We start from the raw sequence: 20,500 nt of genomic DNA on the forward strand, positions 1-20,500 counted from the left end.
ACGTGGGCTTGTTGTTGAGTGTTCGGCCTTCAGGCATAGCTCCTGAGGGCGGCGGACGGAATGAAAGCCTCAAGCTCGTCTTCCACCGCTTCGATTATTCGTTCTACATCCGCAGCATTCATTACCGTCGCGCAAGGAATGCCGGCGATGGCGATCATGGTCTCGCCACTGGCACGGTCAAATAGACGGGCAATCATACTGCCCGGCGCATCCATGCTCGCCTCGAAACCCATGGGATGAAAATGCCAGCGCATCAGCTGGCAGGCGTTTGGAAAGGTGACTTTACTGAACCCTTTATTCATATGTAGCCCGCCTCATTCATCGAGCGCTTCCTTTAGCTCATGTTAGGAGGGAAGAGCCTTCAATGGCTCAACCGGTGACTGCCTTTAAAAGTAGCATCCTGATGTGAAAGTAATGTGGATTTTTCAGGCCGTTTAGCGATTGGTTCAGTTTTTTTGATGCAGGTCATGGGAATGGTCGGTGTTCGGCCGTTGGCCACCACTGGTTGGTCATTGAAGCTGAGACGGAATTTCGGCAAGCTCGGCTTTTTCTCGCCGAGTCCTTTATGCACGCCGATGATGATGGTCCGCTGCAAACCCAGGCCACGGGTGACACGGTGATGCGTTATCACTTGCGTTGGAAACACCGGGACCTGGACGGGGTGATGGCGCTCTATCACCCAGAGATTCAGTACAGCGATTTTTTCCAGAACCGTGTGATGGGGCTGTCCGAATTACGTGAATACGTGCGCAGCAGCATGCCCCGCGATCCCGATGAGGCCCTGGAGCACTCGGACCGCATTCGCCTGGACGGCAACACGGCGTTTATTCAGTACCGTATAACCCTTCGCGGCGGTGAAGGTCTGGTGTCATTCCGGGCCAGCGAGGCGATTACCGTACGTGACGGACTGATCTGGCGGGTCAACGAATACGCCTCGCTGGTGCATGAACAGCCCGTCAGCAAAGCCGCCAGCAGCCAACGCCCGGCGGTCAGTCGACTCGGGCTGTCTGCACGCCAGCTGAGTTTCATGGCTGAAGACTTGCAGCAATATTTTCAGCGCCAACAACCTTATCTCGATCCCGAACTCGACCTGCAACGGGTGGCGAAGGAGTGCGGGTACAGCCGCAATCAAATTTCCTACTTGCTGAATCAGGTGCTTGGCCAGAGCTTCTATCGATACGTCAACCAGGCGCGCCTGCAGCATTTGCTCGCGGCACTGGATAACGCCACACCGCCACTGCGTATCGACGAACTGGCGTTTGCCGCCGGGTTCAATTCGCTGTCGGCGTTTTACAGCTGCTTCCGTCAGCACACCGGCCAGTCGCCCAAGGCCTACGTAAAACAAATTTCTTTGCGTGCACGCGCGCAAGACAGCCTCTAAGTCCACGCACTAGGATCGACGCCATCGAAGTTTGAGTGGCGGAGTCTTGCATGTCGGCGTGGCGCACTATCAGTTTGTGGATGGATCAACTCGACGAGCCATTATTGGCGCGTCCGGCGCTGGAACAGGATCTGGACGTCGACGTCGCCATCATTGGCGCGGGATATACCGGGCTCTGGACTGCGTACTACCTCAAGCGCCAGGCGCCCGAGCTGAGCATTGCCATCGTTGAAGCGCAAACTGCCGGTTTTGGCGCCTCAGGGCGTAACGGCGGCTGGTTGATGGGCAATGTGCTGGGCGAAGACCGCTTGCTCGCCGACTTGCCGCCCGAACAGCGCCGGGCTTCTTTCGATTTGCTGCACGGCATTCCGGATGAAGTCGGTAGGGTCCTCGCGCGTGAAGACATCGACTGCGATTACCGCAAAGGCGGGGCGCTGTATTGCGCTGCCCGCTATCCGGAACAGGAAGCCAGCCTTCGGCACTATCTCGACACGCTCTATAGCCAGGGATTGACCGAAAGCGACTACTGCTGGCTTAGCCCCGAGCAGTTGGCGCAACAGATCAGAGTCGCCAAACCTTATGGCGGTATCTATGCACCGCACGTCGCGACCATTCACCCGGCAAAGTTGGTGCGAGGTCTGGCTCGGACGGTGGAGAAAATGGGCGTCAGGATTTACGAGAACAGCCCGGTCACCCAATGGCGGTCCGGTGGCCTGCGCACGGCGAAAGCCTCGGTTCGCAGTCGTTGGATCGTGCCGGCGGTCGAAGGTTACTCGGTCACCTTGCCACCACTGGGGCGTTATCAGCTGCCGGTGCAAAGCTTGATAGTGGCCACCGAGCCGCTATCCGCTGCCACGTGGGACGAAATCGGCCTGAGTCGCGGCCAGGCCTTCAGCGAAAACAGTCGCCAGGTCACTTACGGTCAGCGCACGGCTGACAACCGGTTGGTATTCGGCGCACGGGGCGGTTATCAGTTTGCTGCCAAGTTGCGCCATGACTTCGACTTGACCACCAGCGAAGTGGAGCTGCGGCGATATCTGTTTGGCGAACTCTTCCCGCAGCTCAAGAACGTGCGGATTACCCATGCCTGGGGCGGCAATCTGGGGATGTCCCGGCGTTTCAAGCCGCACATGTTGTGCGATCAGGCCAGCGGCATCGCCTTGTCGGGTGGCTATGGCGGGGAGGGCGTCGGTGCCAGCAACCTGGGTGGCCGGACTCTGGCCGACCTGATTCTGCAGCGCGACACCGAGCTGATTCGCCAACCGTGGGTCATCCAGGGAGGGCTCGACGCGCTCCGGGCCTGGGAGCCGGAGCCCTGCCGCTGGCTTGGCTACAACGCGATCATCCGCAGCTTCGCCCATGAAGACCAGACGCTGGCCAACCCGGCCACCGCACCATGGCGTCGCAAACTGGCCACCGGTATTGCCGGCTTCATGGAAGGTTTCATGCAGTAAACGGCGCGCTCTTCATCTATAGGCTCAATCGACAGGTACTCCCATGAGCATCACGCAATTCAAGAACACCGCAACCCTGAAGCTGGAAGAGTCGAATCCGGTCGCCGTACCACTGGGCATGCCCGTGGCAGTGGCTTCGACCACCAGCGTTGAACGCGACGATGGGGTCGAAACCGGCGTCTGGGAATGCGCGCCCGGCCGCTGGCGGCGGCAGATCGTCGCCCAGGAGTTCTGTCACTTCATCCAGGGGCGCTGCACGTTTACCCCGGATGACGGTGAAACCCTGCACATAGAAGCCGGCGATGCACTGATGTTGCCAGCCAACAGCCTCGGTATCTGGGATATCCAGGAAACCGTGCGCAAGACCTACGTTTTGATTTTTTGATCCTCTGATTGCCTGCCAACAACAACAAACCCATCAGGAATCGACTCATGATCCGAAAGACACTGACTCTGGCTCCCCTTGCGCTTTTCGCGACCCTCGGCCACGCGGCCGAGACCGTCAAGATCTACAACTGGTCGGAATACATCGCCCCGGACACCACCAAAAACTTCCAGAAAGAAACCGGCATCGCGTTCAGTTACGACGTCTTCGACAGCAATGAAACCCTCGACGGCAAATTGATGACCGGCAAATCCGGCTACGACGTGGTGTTTCCGTCCAACCACTTCATGGCGCGGCAGATTCAAGGCGTGGCGCTGAAGAAACTCGACAAGAGCCAACTGCCGAACTGGAAAAACCTCAACCCGGCGCTGCTCAAGGCCTTGCAAACCAACGATCCGGGCAACGAACACGGTTTCCCGTACCTCTGGGGCAGCACCGGCATCGGTTACAACATCGCCAAGGTCAAGGCCGTGTTGGGTGATAACGCGCCCGTGGACTCCTGGGACCTGATTTTCAAACCCGAAAACATGCAAAAGCTGCAGAAGTGCGGCGTGGCCATTCTAGACAACGGCCCCGAACTGTTGCCGGCGGCACTGAATTATCTGGGATTGCCACATCACAGCAAAAACCCTGAAGACTACAAGAAAGCCGAAGCTCTGCTGATGAAAGTCCGCCCGTATGTCAGCTATTTCCACTCGTCCAAGTACACCAGCGACCTGGCCAACGGCGACATCTGCGTGGCTGTCGGCTTCTCCGGTGACATTCTGCAAGCCGAAAACCGCGCGAAAGAAGCCAAGAACGGCGTCGACATCGGCTATGCGATTCCCAAGGAAGGCGCCGCGATCTGGTTCGACATGGTTGCCATGCCGGTAGACGCCCCGGACGAAAAGGCCGGCTACGCCTTCATGAACTACCTGCTGCGCCCGGACGTCATGGCCAGCATCAGCAACTACGTGCACTACGCCAACGGTAACGAGCAGGCCGACAATCTGATCGACCCGGCGATCAAGAATGACACCAAGGTCTACCCGAGCCCGGACATGATGGGGAAATTGTTTGCGCTGGAGGCGATGCCGCTGAACATTGACCGGGTTCGTACGCGGGTGTGGAACAAGATTCGTACCGGGAGCTAAGGCTTCATATCTTGTAGTCATTGGGTGCTCATCGGGTTGACTGACACGCTGTAGATTCCAGGCCTCCTTTCGATGGATCAGGAGGCAATGGAATGCCTGTTAATACAAATGCAGGTCAGCTACGCGTTGGTCGCTTTTCTGAGTCAGGGCGCATTTATTTGCTAACGGTTGTCGTTGATCAGCGACAGCCGTTTTTTGCTGATTGGCAATTGGGTAGGTTGGTTGTTCAGGAATTGCGTCAAGCGCAGGAGGAGGTTTTGGCGGATTTTTTGACGTGGGTTGTCATGCCAGACCATATGCATTGCCTGGTGCAGCTGCACGACAAGACGCTGGCCGAGCTTATGTGTCGCATAAAATCCCGGAGTAGCCTGGCGGTTAATCAAGCATTAGGACGGCGAGGGCGGTTGTGGCAGAAGGGTTACTACGATCGTGCGGTTCGGCGGGAGGAGGACGTGAAGGATCTTGCTCGCTATGTCGTGGCCAACCCAATACGAGCAGGGCTGGTGACGCGGGTTCATGATTATCCGCTGTGGGATGCGTGTTGGTTGTGAGTATCTGACGACTGCTTCGCAGCCGGACGCAGCCTTCGGCAGCTGCTACAAGGATTGCGGTGCACGCGAAACCTGTAGCAGCTGGCGCAGCCTGCGTTTGGCTGCACAGCAGTCGTAAAAATCTAAAGCTCAACAAATCTCCAACTGATATCAATGCGCTGGCACTCATATTAATAACTCACGCAAAGTGAGACCCCATCGACAAAAAGCAACTTACCTCTATTTAATAATTAAATAACAAATCGTCAGACAATTTGCGCAAACCGCCATCTAACAAACAATATTTCGACAGCACAGGCATTGTTTCCGGGTATTTGCTGGAACAACTCAATTTGACGTCAAAAAAAATGTAGACGTTTGATTTCGAATTGTGTCAGTTTTCTTTCGCCTTCATTGGGCGAGTGATAGGACGATCTCGCCAGAGATTGTTGCTGTCTGACAAAAAACTGTTCCATAGCTAAACAAGGAAGTGTGTTTATGTCGAAAGTAAAAGACAACGCTATTGATACCGCCGAACAGGCGTTCCAGCCACTGCACGCATTGGCTGCATCCAGTTCTGCGTTCAACCAGATCAATAGCTTCAGCCATCAGTATGATCGGGGCGGTAACCTCACGGTCAATGGCAAACCCTCCTTCTCCGTAGACCAGGCAGCTACCCAGTTGCTGCGCGATGGCGCTGCCTACCAGGACAAGGACGGCAGCGGCAAAATCGAACTCACCTATACGTTCCTGACCTCGGCGTCGTCGAGCACCATGAACAAACACGGGATCACCGGGTTCAGCCAGTTCAGCGCTCAGCAGAAAGCCCAGGCCGTGCTGGCCATGCAATCCTGGGCCGACGTGGCCAATGTCACGTTCACCGATAAGGCCACGGGCGGCGACGGTCACATGACCTTCGGTAATTACAGCGGCGGTCAGGATGGTGCGGCGGCTTTTGCCTATCTGCCTGGCACGGGCGCGGGTTACGACGGTACTTCCTGGTACCTGACCAACAGCAGCTACACGCCAAACAAGACGCCGGACCTGAACAATTACGGCCGGCAAACCCTGACCCACGAAATCGGTCACACCTTGGGCCTGGCCCATCCTGGCGACTACAACGCCGGCGAGGGCGCTCCGACCTACAACGACGCGTCCTACGGGCAAGACACCCGCGGTTACAGCGTCATGAGCTACTGGAGTGAAAGCAATACCAGCCAGAACTTCAGCAAGGGCGGCGTCGAAGCCTATTCGTCCGGTCCGCTGATGGACGATATCGCGGCCATCCAAAAGCTCTACGGCGCCAACACCAGCACCCGTACCGGCGACACCACTTACGGCTTCAACTCCAACGCCGGGCGCGACTTCCTGAGCGCGACTTCGTCGTCGGACAAGGTTGTGTTTTCGGTTTGGGATGCGGGCGGCAAGGACACGCTGGACTTCTCCGGGTTTACCCAAAACCAGAAAATCAACCTCAATGAGGCCTCGTTCTCCGACGTTGGCGGCCTGGTGGGTAACGTGTCCATCGCCAAGGGCGTCACTGTCGAGAACGCTATCGGCGGCTCGGGCAGCGACCTGCTGATCGGCAACAGCGTGTCCAACGAACTGAAGGGCGGTGCCGGCAACGACATCCTCTTCGGCGCGGGCGGCGCGGACAAACTGTGGGGGGGTGCCGGTTCGGATACCTTCGTGTTCGCCGCCAGCAGCGATTCCAAACCCGGTGCAGTCGACCAGATCCTCGATTTTGTCAGCGGCCTGGACAAGATCGACCTGACCGGTATCACCAACGGCGCGGGCCTGCATTTCGTGAATTCGTTCACCGGTGCGGCAGGCGATGCGGTGTTGACCTCTTCGGGCGGCAACAGCCTGTTGTCGGTGGACTTCTCCGGGCATGGCGTGGCTGATTTCCTGGTCAGCACTGTGGGCCAGGCGGCTTACTCCGACATCGCTGCATGATGTGAGGTGAAAAGGAGGGCGGCGCAGACGCGCTGCTCTCTGCCCCTTGAAATGAGTAAAGCGTCTTATGATCCATAACGGCTTCACTGACAGAGCAACCGCGTGGCTATTGGCGACGTTCATGATGATTTTTGGAGATGTAGCCATGGCGAGCAGCCTGAAATTAGCAGACCCCTCGGAACTGGCTGGCAAGTGGCAGGCGACCCTGATCGCCAAAGATGACTCGCCAGAGTCCCAGGCGTTGCAGGACAAACCGTCCAACGTCTGCGTCATCGACTTTCAACCGAAGCAGACGCTGGGTGAGGGCGCCGATTGTCTCAGCGCCTGGCTGGACGGCGAATCTGCGATGGGCTGGTTCCCTGAGCCGGATGGCCTGGCGATCACCGGTAAAGAAGGTTCGAAGATTCTATTTCTCAGCCGCCAACGCGACGGATCGTATAAAGCCACATTGAAATCCGATCTGGTCATAACACTTGTGCGCCAGGTGCAATAACACGACTCGAATACAACGTTGGTCATTCCCGGCATAAGCACAGCACAACTAATCGAAGCACTCTGTCGCCCACGAAAAGTTGTTATTAGTTTGTAAACGTTCCCGCAAAGCCTATATCCGCCCCTGCGCGGACAGTTAATGGAAACTTCGCCCGACAGGGCGAGGAATAACACCTCAGGAATAACCCATGAAGATGGCAAAGAGCCCGGCCACCGCACCCTTATTCAAAGCGCTGGGCGACTACAAGAGCATCCTGATCAGCGTCGGTTGTTTTACCGCGTTAATTAACGTGCTGATGCTGGTTCCGTCGATTTACATGCTCCAGGTCTACGACCGCGTGCTGTCTTCGCAAAATGAAACCACCCTGGCGATGCTGTCGTTGATGGTGGTCGGGTTCTTTGCCTTCATCGGTTTGCTTGAGATCGTGCGTAGCTTCATCGTTATCCGCATCGGCAGCCAACTGGAGCGCCGCTTCAACCTGCGGGTTTATCAGGCCGCATTCGAGCGCAACCTGTTTCGGGGCGAGGGCAACGCCGGGCAAGCCTTGGGGGACCTGACGCAAATTCGCCAGTTCGTCACCGGCCCGGCATTGTTTGCCTTCTTCGATGCGCCGTGGTTTCCGGTCTATCTGTTCGTGATCTACCTGTTCAATGTCTGGCTCGGCGTGTTTGCGACGGTGGGCACGGTGCTGTTGATCGGCCTTGCTTGCCTCAACGAGACAATGACCAAAAAGCCCCTGGGTGAAGCCGCAGGGTTTTCCCAGAAATCCAGCCAACTGGCCACCAGTCACCTGCACAACGCCGAAACCATTCAGGCCATGGGCATGCTCGGGGCGTTGCGTACACGTTGGTTCCAGGTCCACTCACGTTTCCTCGGCTTGCAGAACCAGGCCAGCGACACCGGTTCCGTCATCAGCTCCCTGAGCAAAACCCTGCGCCTGTGCCTGCAATCGTTGGTGCTGGGGCTGGGTGCACTGCTGGTGATCAAGGGTGATATGACGGCCGGGATGATGATCGCCGGTTCCATCCTGATGGGGCGGGTCCTGAGCCCCATCGACCAATTGATCGCCGTGTGGAAACAGTGGAGCGGCGCCAAGCTCGCTTACCGTCGTCTTGATTCGTTGCTGCAAGCCTTTCCACCGAGTGACGAGGCCATGGCGCTGCCGGCACCGAAAGGCCAGATCGCGTTCGAACAGGTCAGCGCCGCGCCGCCGGGGCAACGGGCCGCCACGCTGCACCTGGTCAATTTCAGCCTCGGTGCCGGGGAAGTGCTGGGCGTGCTCGGGGCATCCGGTTCCGGCAAATCGACATTGGCCCGGGTGCTCGTTGGCGTCTGGCCGACGCTGGGCGGCACGGTGCGGCTCGACGGCGCGGACATTCATCGTTGGAACCGCGACGATCTCGGTCCCTACATCGGTTACCTGCCGCAGGACATCGAATTGTTCAGCGGCAGCATCGCCGAAAACATCGCCCGGTTCAGCGAGGCGGACCCGCAAAAAGTCGTTGAAGCCGCGCAGCAGGCCGGCGTTCATGAGCTGATTCTGCGCATGCCGCAAGGCTACGACACCGTGCTCGGCGAGGACGGCAGCGGTTTGTCCGGGGGCCAGAAGCAGCGTGTGGCACTGGCGCGCGCGTTGTATGGCAACCCGCGCCTGGTGGTGCTGGACGAACCCAATTCCAACCTCGACACCGTGGGCGAAGCAGCATTGGCCAGCGCCATCGCGCAAATGAAAGCCCAAGGCACCAGCGTGATTCTGGTGACCCATCGCTCCTCGGCACTGGCCCAAGCCGACAAGCTACTGGTGCTCAACGAAGGACGTCTGCAAGCCTTCGGTGCAAGCCAGGACGTGCTTAAGGCACTCGCAGCCAATCAGGAACAGCAGCGGGAAAAAACCGCGCAAGCGCCGGGTGGACTCAGCATGAGCCGGCAGTATCAGCCCTCGACAAGGAATTCGAGTGTATGAGCAACATCAGCGAAGCCACCATGGAACACGACTACATCGCAGAGCGCCCTGAGCGTGACGCGCGTTTCTTCGTCCGCCTGGGCTGGATTCTGGCGATCGTCGGCGCCGGCAGTTTCTTCACCTGGGCCAGCCTCGCGCCGCTTGACCAAGGCATTCCCGTGCAAGGCACGGTCGTGGTGTCGGGCAAGCGCAAAGCCGTGCAATCGATGAGCAGTGGGGTGGTCAGCCAGATTCTGGTGCGTGAGGGTCAAGTGGTGAAGCAGGGCCAGCCATTGTTCCAGCTCGACCAGACACAAGTCGCCGCTGACGTGCAATCGCTGCAAGCGCAATACCGCATGGCCTGGGCCAGTCTGGCGCGGTGGCAGAGTGAACGGGACAACCTCAAGCAAGTGAGTTTCCCCACTGAACTGAGCAACAATCCTGACCCGCGTCTGGCCTTGGTGCTGGAAGGTCAACGGCAGTTGTTCAGTAGCCGCCGTGAAGCGTTTTCTCGCGAACAGGCTGCCTTGCGCGCCAGCATCGAAGGCGCCAGCGCGCAACTGGCCGGCATGCGCCGCGCCCGCACGGACTTGACTGCTCAGGCCAGCTCTCTGCAACAACAGCTGAGCAACCTTCAGCCCCTGGCGGATAACGGCTACATCCCGCGAAATCGGTTGATGGAGTACCAGCGTCAACTGTCGCAAGTTCAGCAGCAATTGGCAGAAAACACCGGCGACAGCGGCCGTGTGGAGCAGGGCATCCTCGAATCGCGGCTGAAACTGCAACAGCACATCGAGGAATACCAGAAAGAGGTCCGCACCCAACTGGCCGATGCGCAATTGAAGAGCGTGACGCTGGAAGAGCAACTGACGTCCGCCGGGTTCGATCTGCAACACAGCGAGATCATCGCCACCGCCGATGGCATTGCGGTCAACCTCGGGGTTCACACCGTGGGCGCGGTGGTGCGTCAGGGCGAAACCTTGCTGGAGATCGTGCCTCAAGGGACGAGTCTGGAGGTGGAAGGGCACCTGCCTGTCAACCTGGTCGACAAAGTCGGCACGCACTTGCCGGTGGACATTTTGTTCACGGCGTTCAACCAGAGCCGCACGCCGCGCGTGCCCGGCGAAGTCAGCCTGATCTCCGCCGACCAGATGATCGACGAGAAAACCGGTGCGCCGTATTACGTACTGCGCAGCAGCGTCAGCGATCAGGCCATGGAAAAACTCAACGGTCTGGTGATCAAGCCTGGCATGCCGGCGGAAATGTTCGTGCGCACCGGTGAACGTTCACTCCTCAACTATTTGTTCAAACCGCTGCTCGACCGGGCAGGCTCCGCGTTGACTGAGGAATAAGGATGTTCCGCTGTATGAATAAGCTTTCCATGCTCGCAGCGACCCTGGCGTTGCTGACCTGCAACAGTGTGCTGGCGATGGGACCGTTCGACATCTACGAACAGGCATTGCGCAATGATCCGGTGTTTCTCGGCGCCATCAAGGAACGCGATGCTGGCCTTGAAAACCGCGCCATTGGCCGCGCCGGGCTGTTGCCCAGGATCGGTTACAACTACAACAAGGGGCGCAACTCCTCCAAGGCCACCGCCCTCAATGAGCGCGGGCAGAACCGCACCGATGACCGCAACTACAGCAGTTACGGCTCGACCCTGACCCTGCAACAACCGCTGCTCGACTACGAGGCTTACGCGTCGTACCGCAAAGGCGTGGCGCAATCGCTGTTTGCCGACGAAGCCTTTCGCGGCAAGAGCCAGGAATTGCTGGTTCGGGTGCTGGAAAATTACACCCAGGCGCTGTTCGCTCAGGATCAGATCGACATCGCGCAGGCCAAGAAAAAGGCTTTCGAGCAACAGTTCCAGCAGAACGAACACATGTTCCGACAGGGCGAGGGCACGCGTACCGACATCCTTGAGGCCGAGTCCCGCTATGAACTGGCCACGGCCGAGGAAATCGAAGCCCGTGATGAGCAGGACGCGTCGTTACGAGAGCTGGGCGCGCTGATTGGCGTGCCGGCGATCAATATCGGGGATTTGGCGCCGCTGGATCAGAGTTTCCAGACGTTCACCCTGCAGCCGGCCAATTACGACACCTGGCACGAGATGGCCGTGGCCAACAACCCGAATCTGGCTTCGCAGCGCCATGCCGTGGAAGTCGCGCGTTATGAAGTCGAACGCAACCGCGCCGGACACCTGCCCAAAGTCAGTGCCTACGCCTCGGTGCGCCAGAACGAGTCGGAAAGCGGCAACACCTACAACCAGCGTTACGACACCAACACCATCGGCATCGAAGTCAACGTGCCGCTGTATGCGGGCGGCGGGGTCTCGGCCTCGACTCGCCAGGCCAGCCGCACCATGGAGCAGGCGGAGTACGAACTGGACGGCAAGACCCGGGAAACGTTGATTGAACTGCGTCGCCAGTTCAGCGCCTGCCTGTCGGGCGTGAACAAGTTGCGGGCTTATCAGAAAGCCCTGAAGTCTGCCGAAGCGCTGGTGGTTTCGACCAAGCAAAGCATTTTGGGCGGTGAGCGCGTCAACCTCGACGCATTGAACGCAGAACAACAACTATTTACCACCCGCCGCGATCTGGCACAGGCACGCTACGACTACTTGATGGCCTGGACCAAGTTGCATTACTACGCCGGGACGTTGAATGAGCAGGATTTGGCCAAGGTTGACGAGGCGTTCGGCCAAGGCCCGAGGAGTTAATGAGTTGAACCTGTAGCAGCTGGCGAAGCCTGCGTTCGACTGCGAAGCAGTCGCCATTCGGTCTATCTGACAAACCGTGTTGTCAGGTTTTACGACTGCTTCGCAGCCGAACGCAGGCTTCGCCAGCTGCTACAGGGAGTTGCGTTGCTGCCCGGTATGGGCAACCAGAATTCTAAAAACGCCAAAAAAGCGAGAAGTGAACATGGACGTACAGATCAAGCCGATGTCGGTCGGCACGCTATTACTCCTGGTGTCAGCAATGCCCGTTTCGGTGCAAGCCGCTTACCTGGAAACCGGCACACCCGGTGATGCCGCCAGCTGGCGTTCGACCGAGTTCCAGCGCGACTGGGGACTGGCCCGTATGCAAGCCGATCAAGCCTATGCCGCCGGGATCACTGGCAAAGGCGTGAAAATCGGCGAGCTCGATTCAGGCTTCGATGCTGCCCATCCCGAATTCGCCACCGACCGTTACCACGCGGTGACAGCCAGCGGCAGTTACGTTGACGGCTCCCAGTTCAATGTCGACGGCACGCTCAACCTCAACAACGATTCCCACGGCACGCACGTCGCCGGCACCATCGGCGCTTCCCGCGATGGCTCGGGCATGCACGGCGTGGCCTACAACGCGCAGGTCTACGTCGGCAACACCAACAAGAACGACAGCTTCCTGTTCGGCCCCAATCCTGATCCACGCTACTTCAAAGCGGTCTATAACGCGTTGGCGGACGCCGGTGTGCGAGCGATCAACAACAGCTGGGGCAGCCAGCCGCCGGATGTCAGCTATCGGACCCTCGACGATCTGCATGCCGCCTACGCCCAGCACTGGAACAAAGGTACCTGGCTCGATGAGGCAGCAGACGTTTCCCGGCGCGGTGTGATCAACGTGTTCAGTGCCGGTAACAGCGGTTACCCCAACGCCAGCGTGCGCTCAGCCTTGCCGTATTTTGAGCCGGACCTGGAAGGCCACTGGCTGGCGGTGTCGGGGCTGGATCAAGGCAATCAACAGAAATACAACCAGTGCGGGATCGCCAAGTATTGGTGCATCACCACCCCCGGCGCGAAGATCGACAGCACCATTCCCGGCGCAGGCTATGCGATCAAGTCTGGCACCTCCATGTCCGCGCCGCATGCCACCGGTGCCTTGGCGCTGGTGATGGAACGCTATCCCTACATGAACAACCAGCAGGCGCTGGAAACCCTGCTGACCACCGCCACCCAACTCGACGGTTCGATCACCGAGGCGCCCAATACCCGCGTTGGCTGGGGCGTGGCCAACCTCGAACGGGCGATGCGCGGGCCGGGGCAATTACTCGGGCGTTTCGACGCCAATCTGGGGGCAGGGCAGAGCGATGTCTGGAGCAACAACATCACCGACAAGGCGCTGATTCAGCGTCAGAGCGAAGACGCGGCGGAACACAGTGCCTGGCAACAGACACTGAAGACCAAAGGTTGGGAGAACGGTGTGCCGGTCGGTGCCAGCCAGCAGGATCAGACCGACTATGCGGTGGGCATGGCACGCAATCTCGCCGCCTCCACTCGGGTCTACGAAGGCAGCCTGATCAAGTCTGGTGCCGGACGCCTGATGCTGACCGGCGACAATACCTGGCGCGGGGCGACCACGGTGAATGGCGGTCTGCTGTCGGTCAACGGGTCGTTGGCATCAACTGTGACCGTCAATGACAGCGGCACGCTGGGTGGGTCGGGACGCATCGGCGCACTGACCGCCAACCGCGGCGCTACGGTTGCACCCGGCAATTCCATTGGCACCTTGCAGGTCAGCGGCGACGTCACGTTTGCGCCGGGTTCGACCTACGCGGTGGAGCTATCGCCGACCGAGAGTGACCGGATCGTCGCGGGCGGCACGGCCACGGTCAGCGGCGCGACTGTCAGCCTGTCACTGGAAAACAGCCCGACCTTGCTCAGCACTCAACAAGTGCAAAGCCTGCTCGGTCATCAGTACAACATCCTGCAAGCGGCCGGCGGCGTTCAAGGTCAGTTCGGCGCGGTGCTGCCCAACTACCTGTTCATCGGCGGCAGCCTCGATTACGCCGCCACCGGTATTCAATTGAGTGTCGAGCGCAACGACACGACCTTCGCCAGCGTCGGCCAAACGCCGAACCAGCGCGCCGTAGCTTCCGTCGTTGAAGGGCTGGGGGCGGGCAATCCGGTTTACGAAAGCCTGCTGCTGTCACCCTCCGCGACGACCGCCCAACAGGCGTTTCAGCAGTTGTCGGGGGAAATCTATCCGGCGCTGGGTTCGGTACTGATCAACGACAGCCGCTACCTGCGTGATGCGGTTGGCGAGCGACTGATTGACGCCCAAGGCACTCAAAGCAATGGCTGGGTCAAGGCGCTGGGCGCCTGGGGCAAGACCGATGAGCGCCATGACACTGCCGGTTACACCACCTCGATTGGCGGCTTGCTCGCCGGTGTCGACGGGGCGCTCGATGAGCAAACCCGGATCGGCCTGGTCACCGGCTATAGCGACAGCTCGGTGAGCATGGGCTCCGGCACTCACTCATCGGCCAAGGTCGACAGCTATCACCTGGGTGCATATGCCGGCCGCGAGCTGGGTGCCTGGCGTCTGAGTGCCGGCGGTGCCTACAGCTGGCATCGGGCCGACGTCAAACGTGACCTGCAATACGGCGACGTCAGCGCCAAACAGAAAGCCAAGGTCGATGCCGGGACCACCCAAGTGTTCGGTGAAGCGGCGTATCGCCTGAACCTGCAACCTCTGGCGCTCGAACCCTTCGCGAACCTGGCCTACGTGCACCTCGACACCGAAGGTTTCACCGAGAAAGGTGACGCCGCCGCACTGAAAAGCAGTGGCGACACGCGTGACGCGGTGCTCAGCACGTTGGGCGTGCGCGCATTGAAAACCGTGAACCTGTCTGGCCAGCAGAAACTGGACCTGAGCGGCAGCCTCGGTTGGCAGCACAACCTGAGCCCTACCGATTCCGAAGAGCACCTGGCGTTTGCCGGCGGCAGCACTGCATTTTCCGTGGAGAGTTCGCCAATGGTGCGTGATGCGGCGCTGGTGGGCGCGCATGCCAGCCTGGCCCTGAGCCGGGACATCCGCTTGAACCTCGATTACACCGGCCAACTGGCCAGCCGCGAGAAAAGCCATGGCATAGGGCTCAGCCTCAATTGGCAGTTTTAACCCGAACCCTTGTAGCAGCTGGCGCAGCCTGCGTCCGGCTGCGAAGCAGTCGCAAAATCAGACTCTGCGGTCCGTCAGATACACCGTGCATGCAGGGTTTACGACTGCTTCGCAGCCGGACGCAGGCTGCGCCAGCTGCTACAGGGGGCGTGCTTCACAAATAGAAATAGGTGCTTTTCAAGGCACAGGGATTTTGGCAACACAACTAAGGACGGTAGCTGGATGAATAACAAGCACAACAACCTTGCCTTGCTCTGCGCATTGGCCACCCTCGGTACCGCGCAAGCGGCGCCTTACGTGGAAAACGGTAGAGCGGGCGATCCCAACAGTTGGCGCAGCACTGAATTCAATGCCGATTGGGGGCTGGGAGCGGTCAACGCACAAGAGGCCTACGCCGCCGGTTACACCGGCAAAGGCGTGAAACTGGGGATCTTCGACCAACCGGTCTACGCCGCGCATCCGGAGTTTTCCGGACCCGACAAAGTGATCACTCTGGTTACCAGCGGCATCCGCGAATACACCGACCCGTACATCCCGGTCAAAGCGGGAGATGCCTTTCGCTACGACGGTTCGCCCTCGATCGGTTCCAACGGCAAGCTGGGTGCCCACGGCACCCACGTTGGCGGGATCGCTGCCGGCACTCGTGATGGCGGCCCGATGCATGGCGTGGCGTTTGGCGCGCAGATCATCAGTGCGGACAACGGCGATCCGGGCCCGGAGGACGGCATCATTCGCGGCAACGACGGCGCGGTCTACAAGGCCGGTTGGGATGCCTTGATCGCCAGCGGCGCGCGGATCATCAACAACAGTTGGGGCATCGGCATCACCGATCGCTTCGACCTCGGCGGACGCAACCCCGACTACCCGCATTTCACCGTGCAAGACGCGCAATTGCAGTTCAACGAGATCCGTCCGTTGCTCGGGACCAAACCGGGCGGAGCCTACGACGGCGCCATCGCGGCGGCCCGCAGCGGTATCGTGACGATCTTCGCGGCCGGCAACGACTACAACCTCAACAACCCGGACGCCATCGCGGGCCTGGGCTATTTCGTCCCGGACATCGCGCCGAACTGGGTGACCGTGGCGGCGTTGCAGAAAAACCCGGACCTCAACAGCCCGGACCTCTACAACATCAGCACCTTCTCATCACGCTGCGGTTACACCGCTAGCTTTTGCGTGTCCGCACCGGGCAGCAAGATCTACAGCTCGATCATCAGCGGTACCAACGCCGACAACCTGACCACCGGTTACGCCAACTACAACGGCACCTCGATGGCGGCGCCGCATGTCGCCGGTTCCATGGCTGTGTTGATGGAACGCTTTCCGTACATGACCGGCGCCCAGGTCGCCAGCGTGTTGCGCACCACGGCCACCGACCTCGGTGCGCCGGGTGTCGATTCGCTGTACGGCTGGGGCATGATCAACCTGCGCAAAGGCATCGATGGCCCGGCGATGTTGGTCACCGAGCAAGACATTCCCGAGGAGTTCCGCATCCAGGGTGCCTATGGTTCGAGCCAGTTTGTCGCGGATTTGCCAGGCATCGGCGCGATTATCGACGCGGGCAAACCGACCGAACGCGTGTGCAATGACGTGCACTGCGACCTCGATACTTGGCGCAATGACATTTCCGGCCATGGTGGCCTGACCAAGCAGGGCATCGGCACGCTGGTGCTGACCGGCGCCAACACCTACGCCGGCCCGACGCTGGTCAATCAGGGCCGATTGGCAATCAACGGCTCGCTGCTCTCGGCGGTCACGGTCAACGACAGCGGGATCCTCGGCGGTAATGGCCGCATCGGCGCATTGACCGCGAAAAGCGGTGGCACCGTAGCGCCAGGCAACTCCATCGGCACCTTGCAAGTGGCGGGCGACGTGATCTTTGAGCCTGGCTCGACCTACGCCGTGGAGTTATCGCCGACCAGCAGCGATCAGATCGTGGCGGGCGGTAAAGCCGTGATCGATGGCGCTACCGTCAGCCTGTCCCTGGAAAACAGTCCGACTTTGCTGACCACCAGCGAGGTGAAATCCCTGCTCGGCCATCAGTACAACATTCTGCAAGCGGCCGGCGGGATCGAAGGGCGTTTCGGCGCCGTGCTACCGGATTACCTGTTCATCGGAGGCACACTCGGCTACTCGGCCAATGGCATCCAACTGGCGGTAGAGCGCAACGCAGCGTCCTTCGCCAGCGTCGGCCAAACCCCGAATCAACGCGCCGTCGCCGCGGCCGCCGAGCAACTGGGCGCCGGCAATCCGCTCTATGAAACCTTGCTGCTTTCGCCGACCGCCGCCGTCGCGCAACAAGCCTTCCAGCAACTGTCGGGTGAGATTCACCCGGCGATCGGCACGCTGCTGATCAACGACAGCCGTTACCTGCGCGATGCCGTCGGCGAACGCCTGCGCGAGCGTGATCTGTTCAACGCTGCAGCACCCACCGATGACCGTAGCAACGCCTGGGTCAAAGTCCTTGGCGCCTGGGGCAAGAGCGATGGCGGGCATGACAATGCCAGTTCCAACAGCTCCATCGGCGGCTTGCTGGCCGGTGTCGACGGTCTGATCACTGAAGATACGCGGCTGGGTTTCGTGACCGGTTACAGCGACAGTTCGTTGAGCATGGGCGATGGCACGCATTCGTCAGCCTCCGTCGATAGCTACCACTTGGGCGCCTATGTGGGCCATGAAATTGATGCGCTTCGTCTGAGCGTCGGTGGCGCTTACAGCTGGCATCGCATTGACGTGAAGCGTGACCTGCAATTCGGCGACGTCAGCGGCAAACAGAAATCCAAACGCGATGCGACAACTGCACAACTGTTTACCGAAGCGGCGTATCGCCTGGACCTGCAACCGCTGGCGCTGGAACCGTTCGCCAACCTGGCTTACGTGCACCTCAACAGCGACAGCTTTACCGAGAAAGGTGATGCCGCGGCGCTCAAGGGTGGCGAAGACAACCGCGACGCCGTGCTCTCGACCCTCGGCCTGCGGGCGAGCAAAGCGATTGCCCTGTCGGACAAACAGCAGCTGGAACTGTCCGGCACGCTGGGCTGGCAGCACAACCTGAGCAACACCCGTTCCGAAGACCATCTTACCTTCGCCAACGGCAATACCGCGTTCAGCGTACAGAGCGTTTCCCTGGATCGTAACGCCGCCGTTGTGGGCGCGCGGGCCGGTTTGGCGGTGGCGCAGGACGTTCGTTTGAGCCTGGATTACAACGGACTGCTCGGCTCCCGCGAGAAAGACCACGGTGTGGGTCTGACGCTTGACTGGCAGTTCTGATTTAACGCAAAGGAAACAAGTCACTGCCGACGCCCGGTTGGGCGCCGGACTGGATAACCTGTCGGCTTCAGGCATTACGTTTGCCTAAAGGCTGCATGCACTAAATGCTCCGGGGCGCCTCGTGATCGGGCGTCCTGGTTGTGAGCTATCTCTGACAATTCCAACAAAGAGAGAGGCAATACCAATGGGTGTGTACGACTACAAAAACTTCGGTACAGCCGATTCCAAAGCGTTATTTACCGACGCGATGGCGATCACGCTGTATTCCTACCACAACCTGGATAACGGCTTTGCCACCGGCTATCAGCACAACGGCTTCGGCCTTGGCTTGCCGGCGACACTGGTGAGCGCACTGATCGGTGGCACCGACTCCCAGGGCGTCATTCCCGGAATCCCATGGAACCCCGATTCGGAAAAAGCCGCACTGGACGCGGTGCAGAAAGCCGGCTGGACGCCGATCACCGCCACGCAACTGGGCTATGACGGCAAGGTCGATGCACGCGGAACGTTCTTCGGCGAGAAAGCCGGGTACACCAGCGCTCAGGTGGAAATCCTCGGCAAGTACGACGCGCAGGGTCATCTCAGCGAAATCGGTATCGCCTTTCGCGGCACCAGCGGCCCACGAGAAAGCCAGATCAGCGACTCCATCGGCGATGTGATCAATGATCTGCTGGCGGCGTTGGGGCCCAAGGATTATGCGAAAAACTACGTCGGCGAAGCTTTCGGTAATCTGCTCAACGACGTTGCGGCCTTTGCCCGGGCCAATGGCCTGTCGGGCAAGGACGTGCTGGTCAGCGGTCATAGCCTCGGCGGGCTGGCGGTCAACAGCCTGGCGGATTTGAGCAACGACAAGTGGGCCGGGTTCTACCAGGATTCCAACTACATCGCCTACGCCTCTCCGACCCAAAGCAGCACCGACAAAGTGCTGAACGTCGGTTACGAGAACGACCCGGTGTTCCGCGCCCTCGACGGCTCGTCGTTCAACCTGTCGTCGGTGGGCGTGCACGATGCCGCCAAGGTCTCGGCGACCGATAACATCGTCAGCTTCAATGACCACTACGCTTCGACAGCGTGGAATGTGCTGCCGTTTTCCATCCTCAACATCCCGACCTGGATCTCGCACTTGCCCACCGCCTATGGCGACGGCATGAACCGGGTGATCGAGTCGACGTTCTACGACCTCACCAGCAAAGACTCGACGATCATCGTCGCCAATCTGTCGGACCCGGCGCGTGCCAACACATGGGTTCAGGATCTGAATCGCAACGCTGAAACCCATAAGGGCAGCACCTTCATCATCGGCAGTGACGGCAACGATCTGATCCAGGGTGGCCGGGGCAACGACTATCTGGAAGGCCGCGATGGCAACGATACCTTCCGCGACGGTGGTGGTTACAACATCCTGTTGGGCGGCAAGGGCAACAACGTGCTGGACATGCAGCAGTCGGTGAAAAACTTCGACTTCGCCAATGACGGCGCCGGCAACCTGTACATCCGCGACGCCAATGGCGGCATCAGCATGACCCGCGACATCGGCAGCCTTGTGACCAAGGAGTCGGGGTTTCTGTGGGGGCTGTTCAAGGATGACGTGACCCACAACGTCACGGCCGACGGCCTTAAGGCGGGCAACAACCTGACTCAGTACGTGTCAACAGTGAAGGGCGGGGCCGGGGCCGATACGCTCACGGCTCATGCCGGTGGTGATTGGTTGTTTGGACTGGACGGCAACGATCATTTGATCGGCAGCAACGGTAACGACGTGTTTGTTGGCGGGGCGGGCAATGACTTGTTGGAGTCGGGGGGCGGGATCGATACGTTCCTGTTTAGCGGCGCGTTTGGTCAGGACCGGGTGGTTGGCTACCAGGCCAGCGACAAACTGGTGTTTCTCGGGGTTCAGGGTGTGACGCCGAACGACGACTATCGGGCGCATGCCACGGCAGTAGGGCACGACACGGTGCTGACGTTTGGGGGGGATTCGGTGACATTGGTCGGGGTTGGGCTGGATAGCCTGTCGGGCTCAGGGATTGTTATTGCCTAGTTGATGCAGCGTTTGTAAGGGCCTCATCGCGAGCAGGCTCGC

The 20,500-nt window shown here is 59.8% G+C and carries 14 protein-coding genes; 13 read left to right on the top strand and 1 reads right to left on the bottom strand.

The genetic code is table 11. The annotated features are described in order from the left end of the window. Positions 1-29: 29 nt before the first annotated feature. Complete coding sequence (locus EAH74_RS27670; RefSeq protein ID WP_046048374.1) at positions 30-302, bottom strand: DUF1652 domain-containing protein; 273 nt, start codon at positions 300-302, stop codon at positions 30-32. 263 nt (positions 303-565) lie between these two features. On the opposite strand from EAH74_RS27670, the gene EAH74_RS27675 reads away from it, so the two are divergent. The 13 genes from EAH74_RS27675 (at position 566) to EAH74_RS27735 (ending at position 20,458) form a co-directional block, all read left to right on the top strand. Beyond that, positions 566-1,381, top strand: a complete 816-nt coding sequence (locus EAH74_RS27675; RefSeq protein WP_140682769.1) for a helix-turn-helix transcriptional regulator — start codon at positions 566-568, stop codon at positions 1,379-1,381. A gap of 50 nt (positions 1,382-1,431) precedes the next feature. Further along, the gene (locus EAH74_RS27680; RefSeq protein WP_140682770.1) at positions 1,432-2,835 is read left to right on the top strand and encodes an NAD(P)/FAD-dependent oxidoreductase; all 1,404 of its coding nucleotides are present in this window, start codon (positions 1,432-1,434) and stop codon (positions 2,833-2,835) included. A gap of 43 nt (positions 2,836-2,878) precedes the next feature. Then, positions 2,879-3,220 (top strand): cupin domain-containing protein, encoded by a 342-nt coding sequence (locus EAH74_RS27685; protein WP_140682772.1) that lies wholly within the window; start codon positions 2,879-2,881, stop codon positions 3,218-3,220. A gap of 47 nt (positions 3,221-3,267) precedes the next feature. Then, positions 3,268-4,353, top strand: coding sequence for a polyamine ABC transporter substrate-binding protein (locus EAH74_RS27690; RefSeq protein ID WP_140682773.1), 1,086 nt, complete (start codon positions 3,268-3,270; stop codon positions 4,351-4,353). A gap of 92 nt (positions 4,354-4,445) precedes the next feature. Continuing rightward, a complete protein-coding gene (locus EAH74_RS27695; protein ID WP_140682775.1) occupies positions 4,446-4,904 on the top strand; it encodes an REP-associated tyrosine transposase in 459 nt (152 codons plus the stop codon). A gap of 477 nt (positions 4,905-5,381) precedes the next feature. Further along, positions 5,382-6,839 carry a serralysin family metalloprotease gene (locus EAH74_RS27700; protein ID WP_140682777.1) on the top strand — a complete coding sequence of 486 codons (1,458 nt, stop codon included), beginning with the start codon at positions 5,382-5,384 and terminating at the stop codon, positions 6,837-6,839. A 67-nt stretch (positions 6,840-6,906) separates the two neighbouring features. Beyond that, positions 6,907-7,332, top strand: a complete 426-nt coding sequence (locus tag EAH74_RS27705; protein WP_140682779.1) for an AprI/Inh family metalloprotease inhibitor — start codon at positions 6,907-6,909, stop codon at positions 7,330-7,332. Positions 7,333-7,519: 187 nt separating this feature from the next. Further along, complete coding sequence (locus EAH74_RS27710) at positions 7,520-9,295, top strand: type I secretion system permease/ATPase (RefSeq protein ID WP_140682781.1); 1,776 nt, start codon at positions 7,520-7,522, stop codon at positions 9,293-9,295. Further along, complete coding sequence (locus tag EAH74_RS27715) at positions 9,292-10,626, top strand: HlyD family type I secretion periplasmic adaptor subunit (RefSeq protein WP_140682783.1); 1,335 nt, start codon at positions 9,292-9,294, stop codon at positions 10,624-10,626. Before EAH74_RS27710 ends, EAH74_RS27715 begins: the two co-directional genes overlap by 4 nt. Before the next feature lie 2 nt (positions 10,627-10,628). Continuing rightward, positions 10,629-11,990, top strand: a complete 1,362-nt coding sequence (locus EAH74_RS27720) for a TolC family outer membrane protein (RefSeq protein WP_140682785.1) — start codon at positions 10,629-10,631, stop codon at positions 11,988-11,990. A 202-nt stretch (positions 11,991-12,192) separates the two neighbouring features. Further along, on the top strand, positions 12,193-15,150 hold the full coding sequence (locus tag EAH74_RS27725) for an autotransporter serine protease (protein ID WP_140682787.1): 2,958 nt from the start codon (positions 12,193-12,195) through the stop codon (positions 15,148-15,150). Positions 15,151-15,372: 222 nt separating this feature from the next. After that, positions 15,373-18,420: an autotransporter serine protease gene (locus EAH74_RS27730; RefSeq protein WP_140682789.1), complete on the top strand. Its 3,048-nt coding sequence runs from the start codon at positions 15,373-15,375 to the stop codon at positions 18,418-18,420. 184 nt (positions 18,421-18,604) lie between these two features. Further along, positions 18,605-20,458 (top strand): polyurethane esterase, encoded by a 1,854-nt coding sequence (locus EAH74_RS27735; protein ID WP_140682791.1) that lies wholly within the window; start codon positions 18,605-18,607, stop codon positions 20,456-20,458. Positions 20,459-20,500: the final 42 nt, after the last annotated feature.

Origin of the sequence: Pseudomonas mandelii (assembly GCF_006438925.1) — a bacterium.
GTDB classification, from domain to species: domain Bacteria; phylum Pseudomonadota; class Gammaproteobacteria; order Pseudomonadales; family Pseudomonadaceae; genus Aquipseudomonas; species Aquipseudomonas mandelii_C.

Excerpts from the sequence above, each read along its gene's own strand:
- EAH74_RS27670 (WP_046048374.1), bottom strand. The coding sequence starts at position 302 with ATGAATAAAGGGTTCAGTAAAGTCACCTTTCCAAACGCCTGCCAGCTG.
- EAH74_RS27675 (WP_140682769.1), top strand. The coding sequence starts at position 566 with ATGCACGCCGATGATGATGGTCCGCTGCAAACCCAGGCCACGGGTGAC.
- EAH74_RS27680 (WP_140682770.1), top strand. The coding sequence starts at position 1,432 with ATGTCGGCGTGGCGCACTATCAGTTTGTGGATGGATCAACTCGACGAG.
- EAH74_RS27685 (WP_140682772.1), top strand. The coding sequence starts at position 2,879 with ATGAGCATCACGCAATTCAAGAACACCGCAACCCTGAAGCTGGAAGAG.
- EAH74_RS27690 (WP_140682773.1), top strand. The coding sequence starts at position 3,268 with ATGATCCGAAAGACACTGACTCTGGCTCCCCTTGCGCTTTTCGCGACC.
- EAH74_RS27695 (WP_140682775.1), top strand. The coding sequence starts at position 4,446 with ATGCCTGTTAATACAAATGCAGGTCAGCTACGCGTTGGTCGCTTTTCT.
- EAH74_RS27700 (WP_140682777.1), top strand. The coding sequence starts at position 5,382 with ATGTCGAAAGTAAAAGACAACGCTATTGATACCGCCGAACAGGCGTTC.
- EAH74_RS27705 (WP_140682779.1), top strand. The coding sequence starts at position 6,907 with ATGATCCATAACGGCTTCACTGACAGAGCAACCGCGTGGCTATTGGCG.
- EAH74_RS27710 (WP_140682781.1), top strand. The coding sequence starts at position 7,520 with ATGAAGATGGCAAAGAGCCCGGCCACCGCACCCTTATTCAAAGCGCTG.
- EAH74_RS27715 (WP_140682783.1), top strand. The coding sequence starts at position 9,292 with ATGAGCAACATCAGCGAAGCCACCATGGAACACGACTACATCGCAGAG.
- EAH74_RS27720 (WP_140682785.1), top strand. The coding sequence starts at position 10,629 with ATGTTCCGCTGTATGAATAAGCTTTCCATGCTCGCAGCGACCCTGGCG.
- EAH74_RS27725 (WP_140682787.1), top strand. The coding sequence starts at position 12,193 with ATGGACGTACAGATCAAGCCGATGTCGGTCGGCACGCTATTACTCCTG.
- EAH74_RS27730 (WP_140682789.1), top strand. The coding sequence starts at position 15,373 with ATGAATAACAAGCACAACAACCTTGCCTTGCTCTGCGCATTGGCCACC.
- EAH74_RS27735 (WP_140682791.1), top strand. The coding sequence starts at position 18,605 with ATGGGTGTGTACGACTACAAAAACTTCGGTACAGCCGATTCCAAAGCG.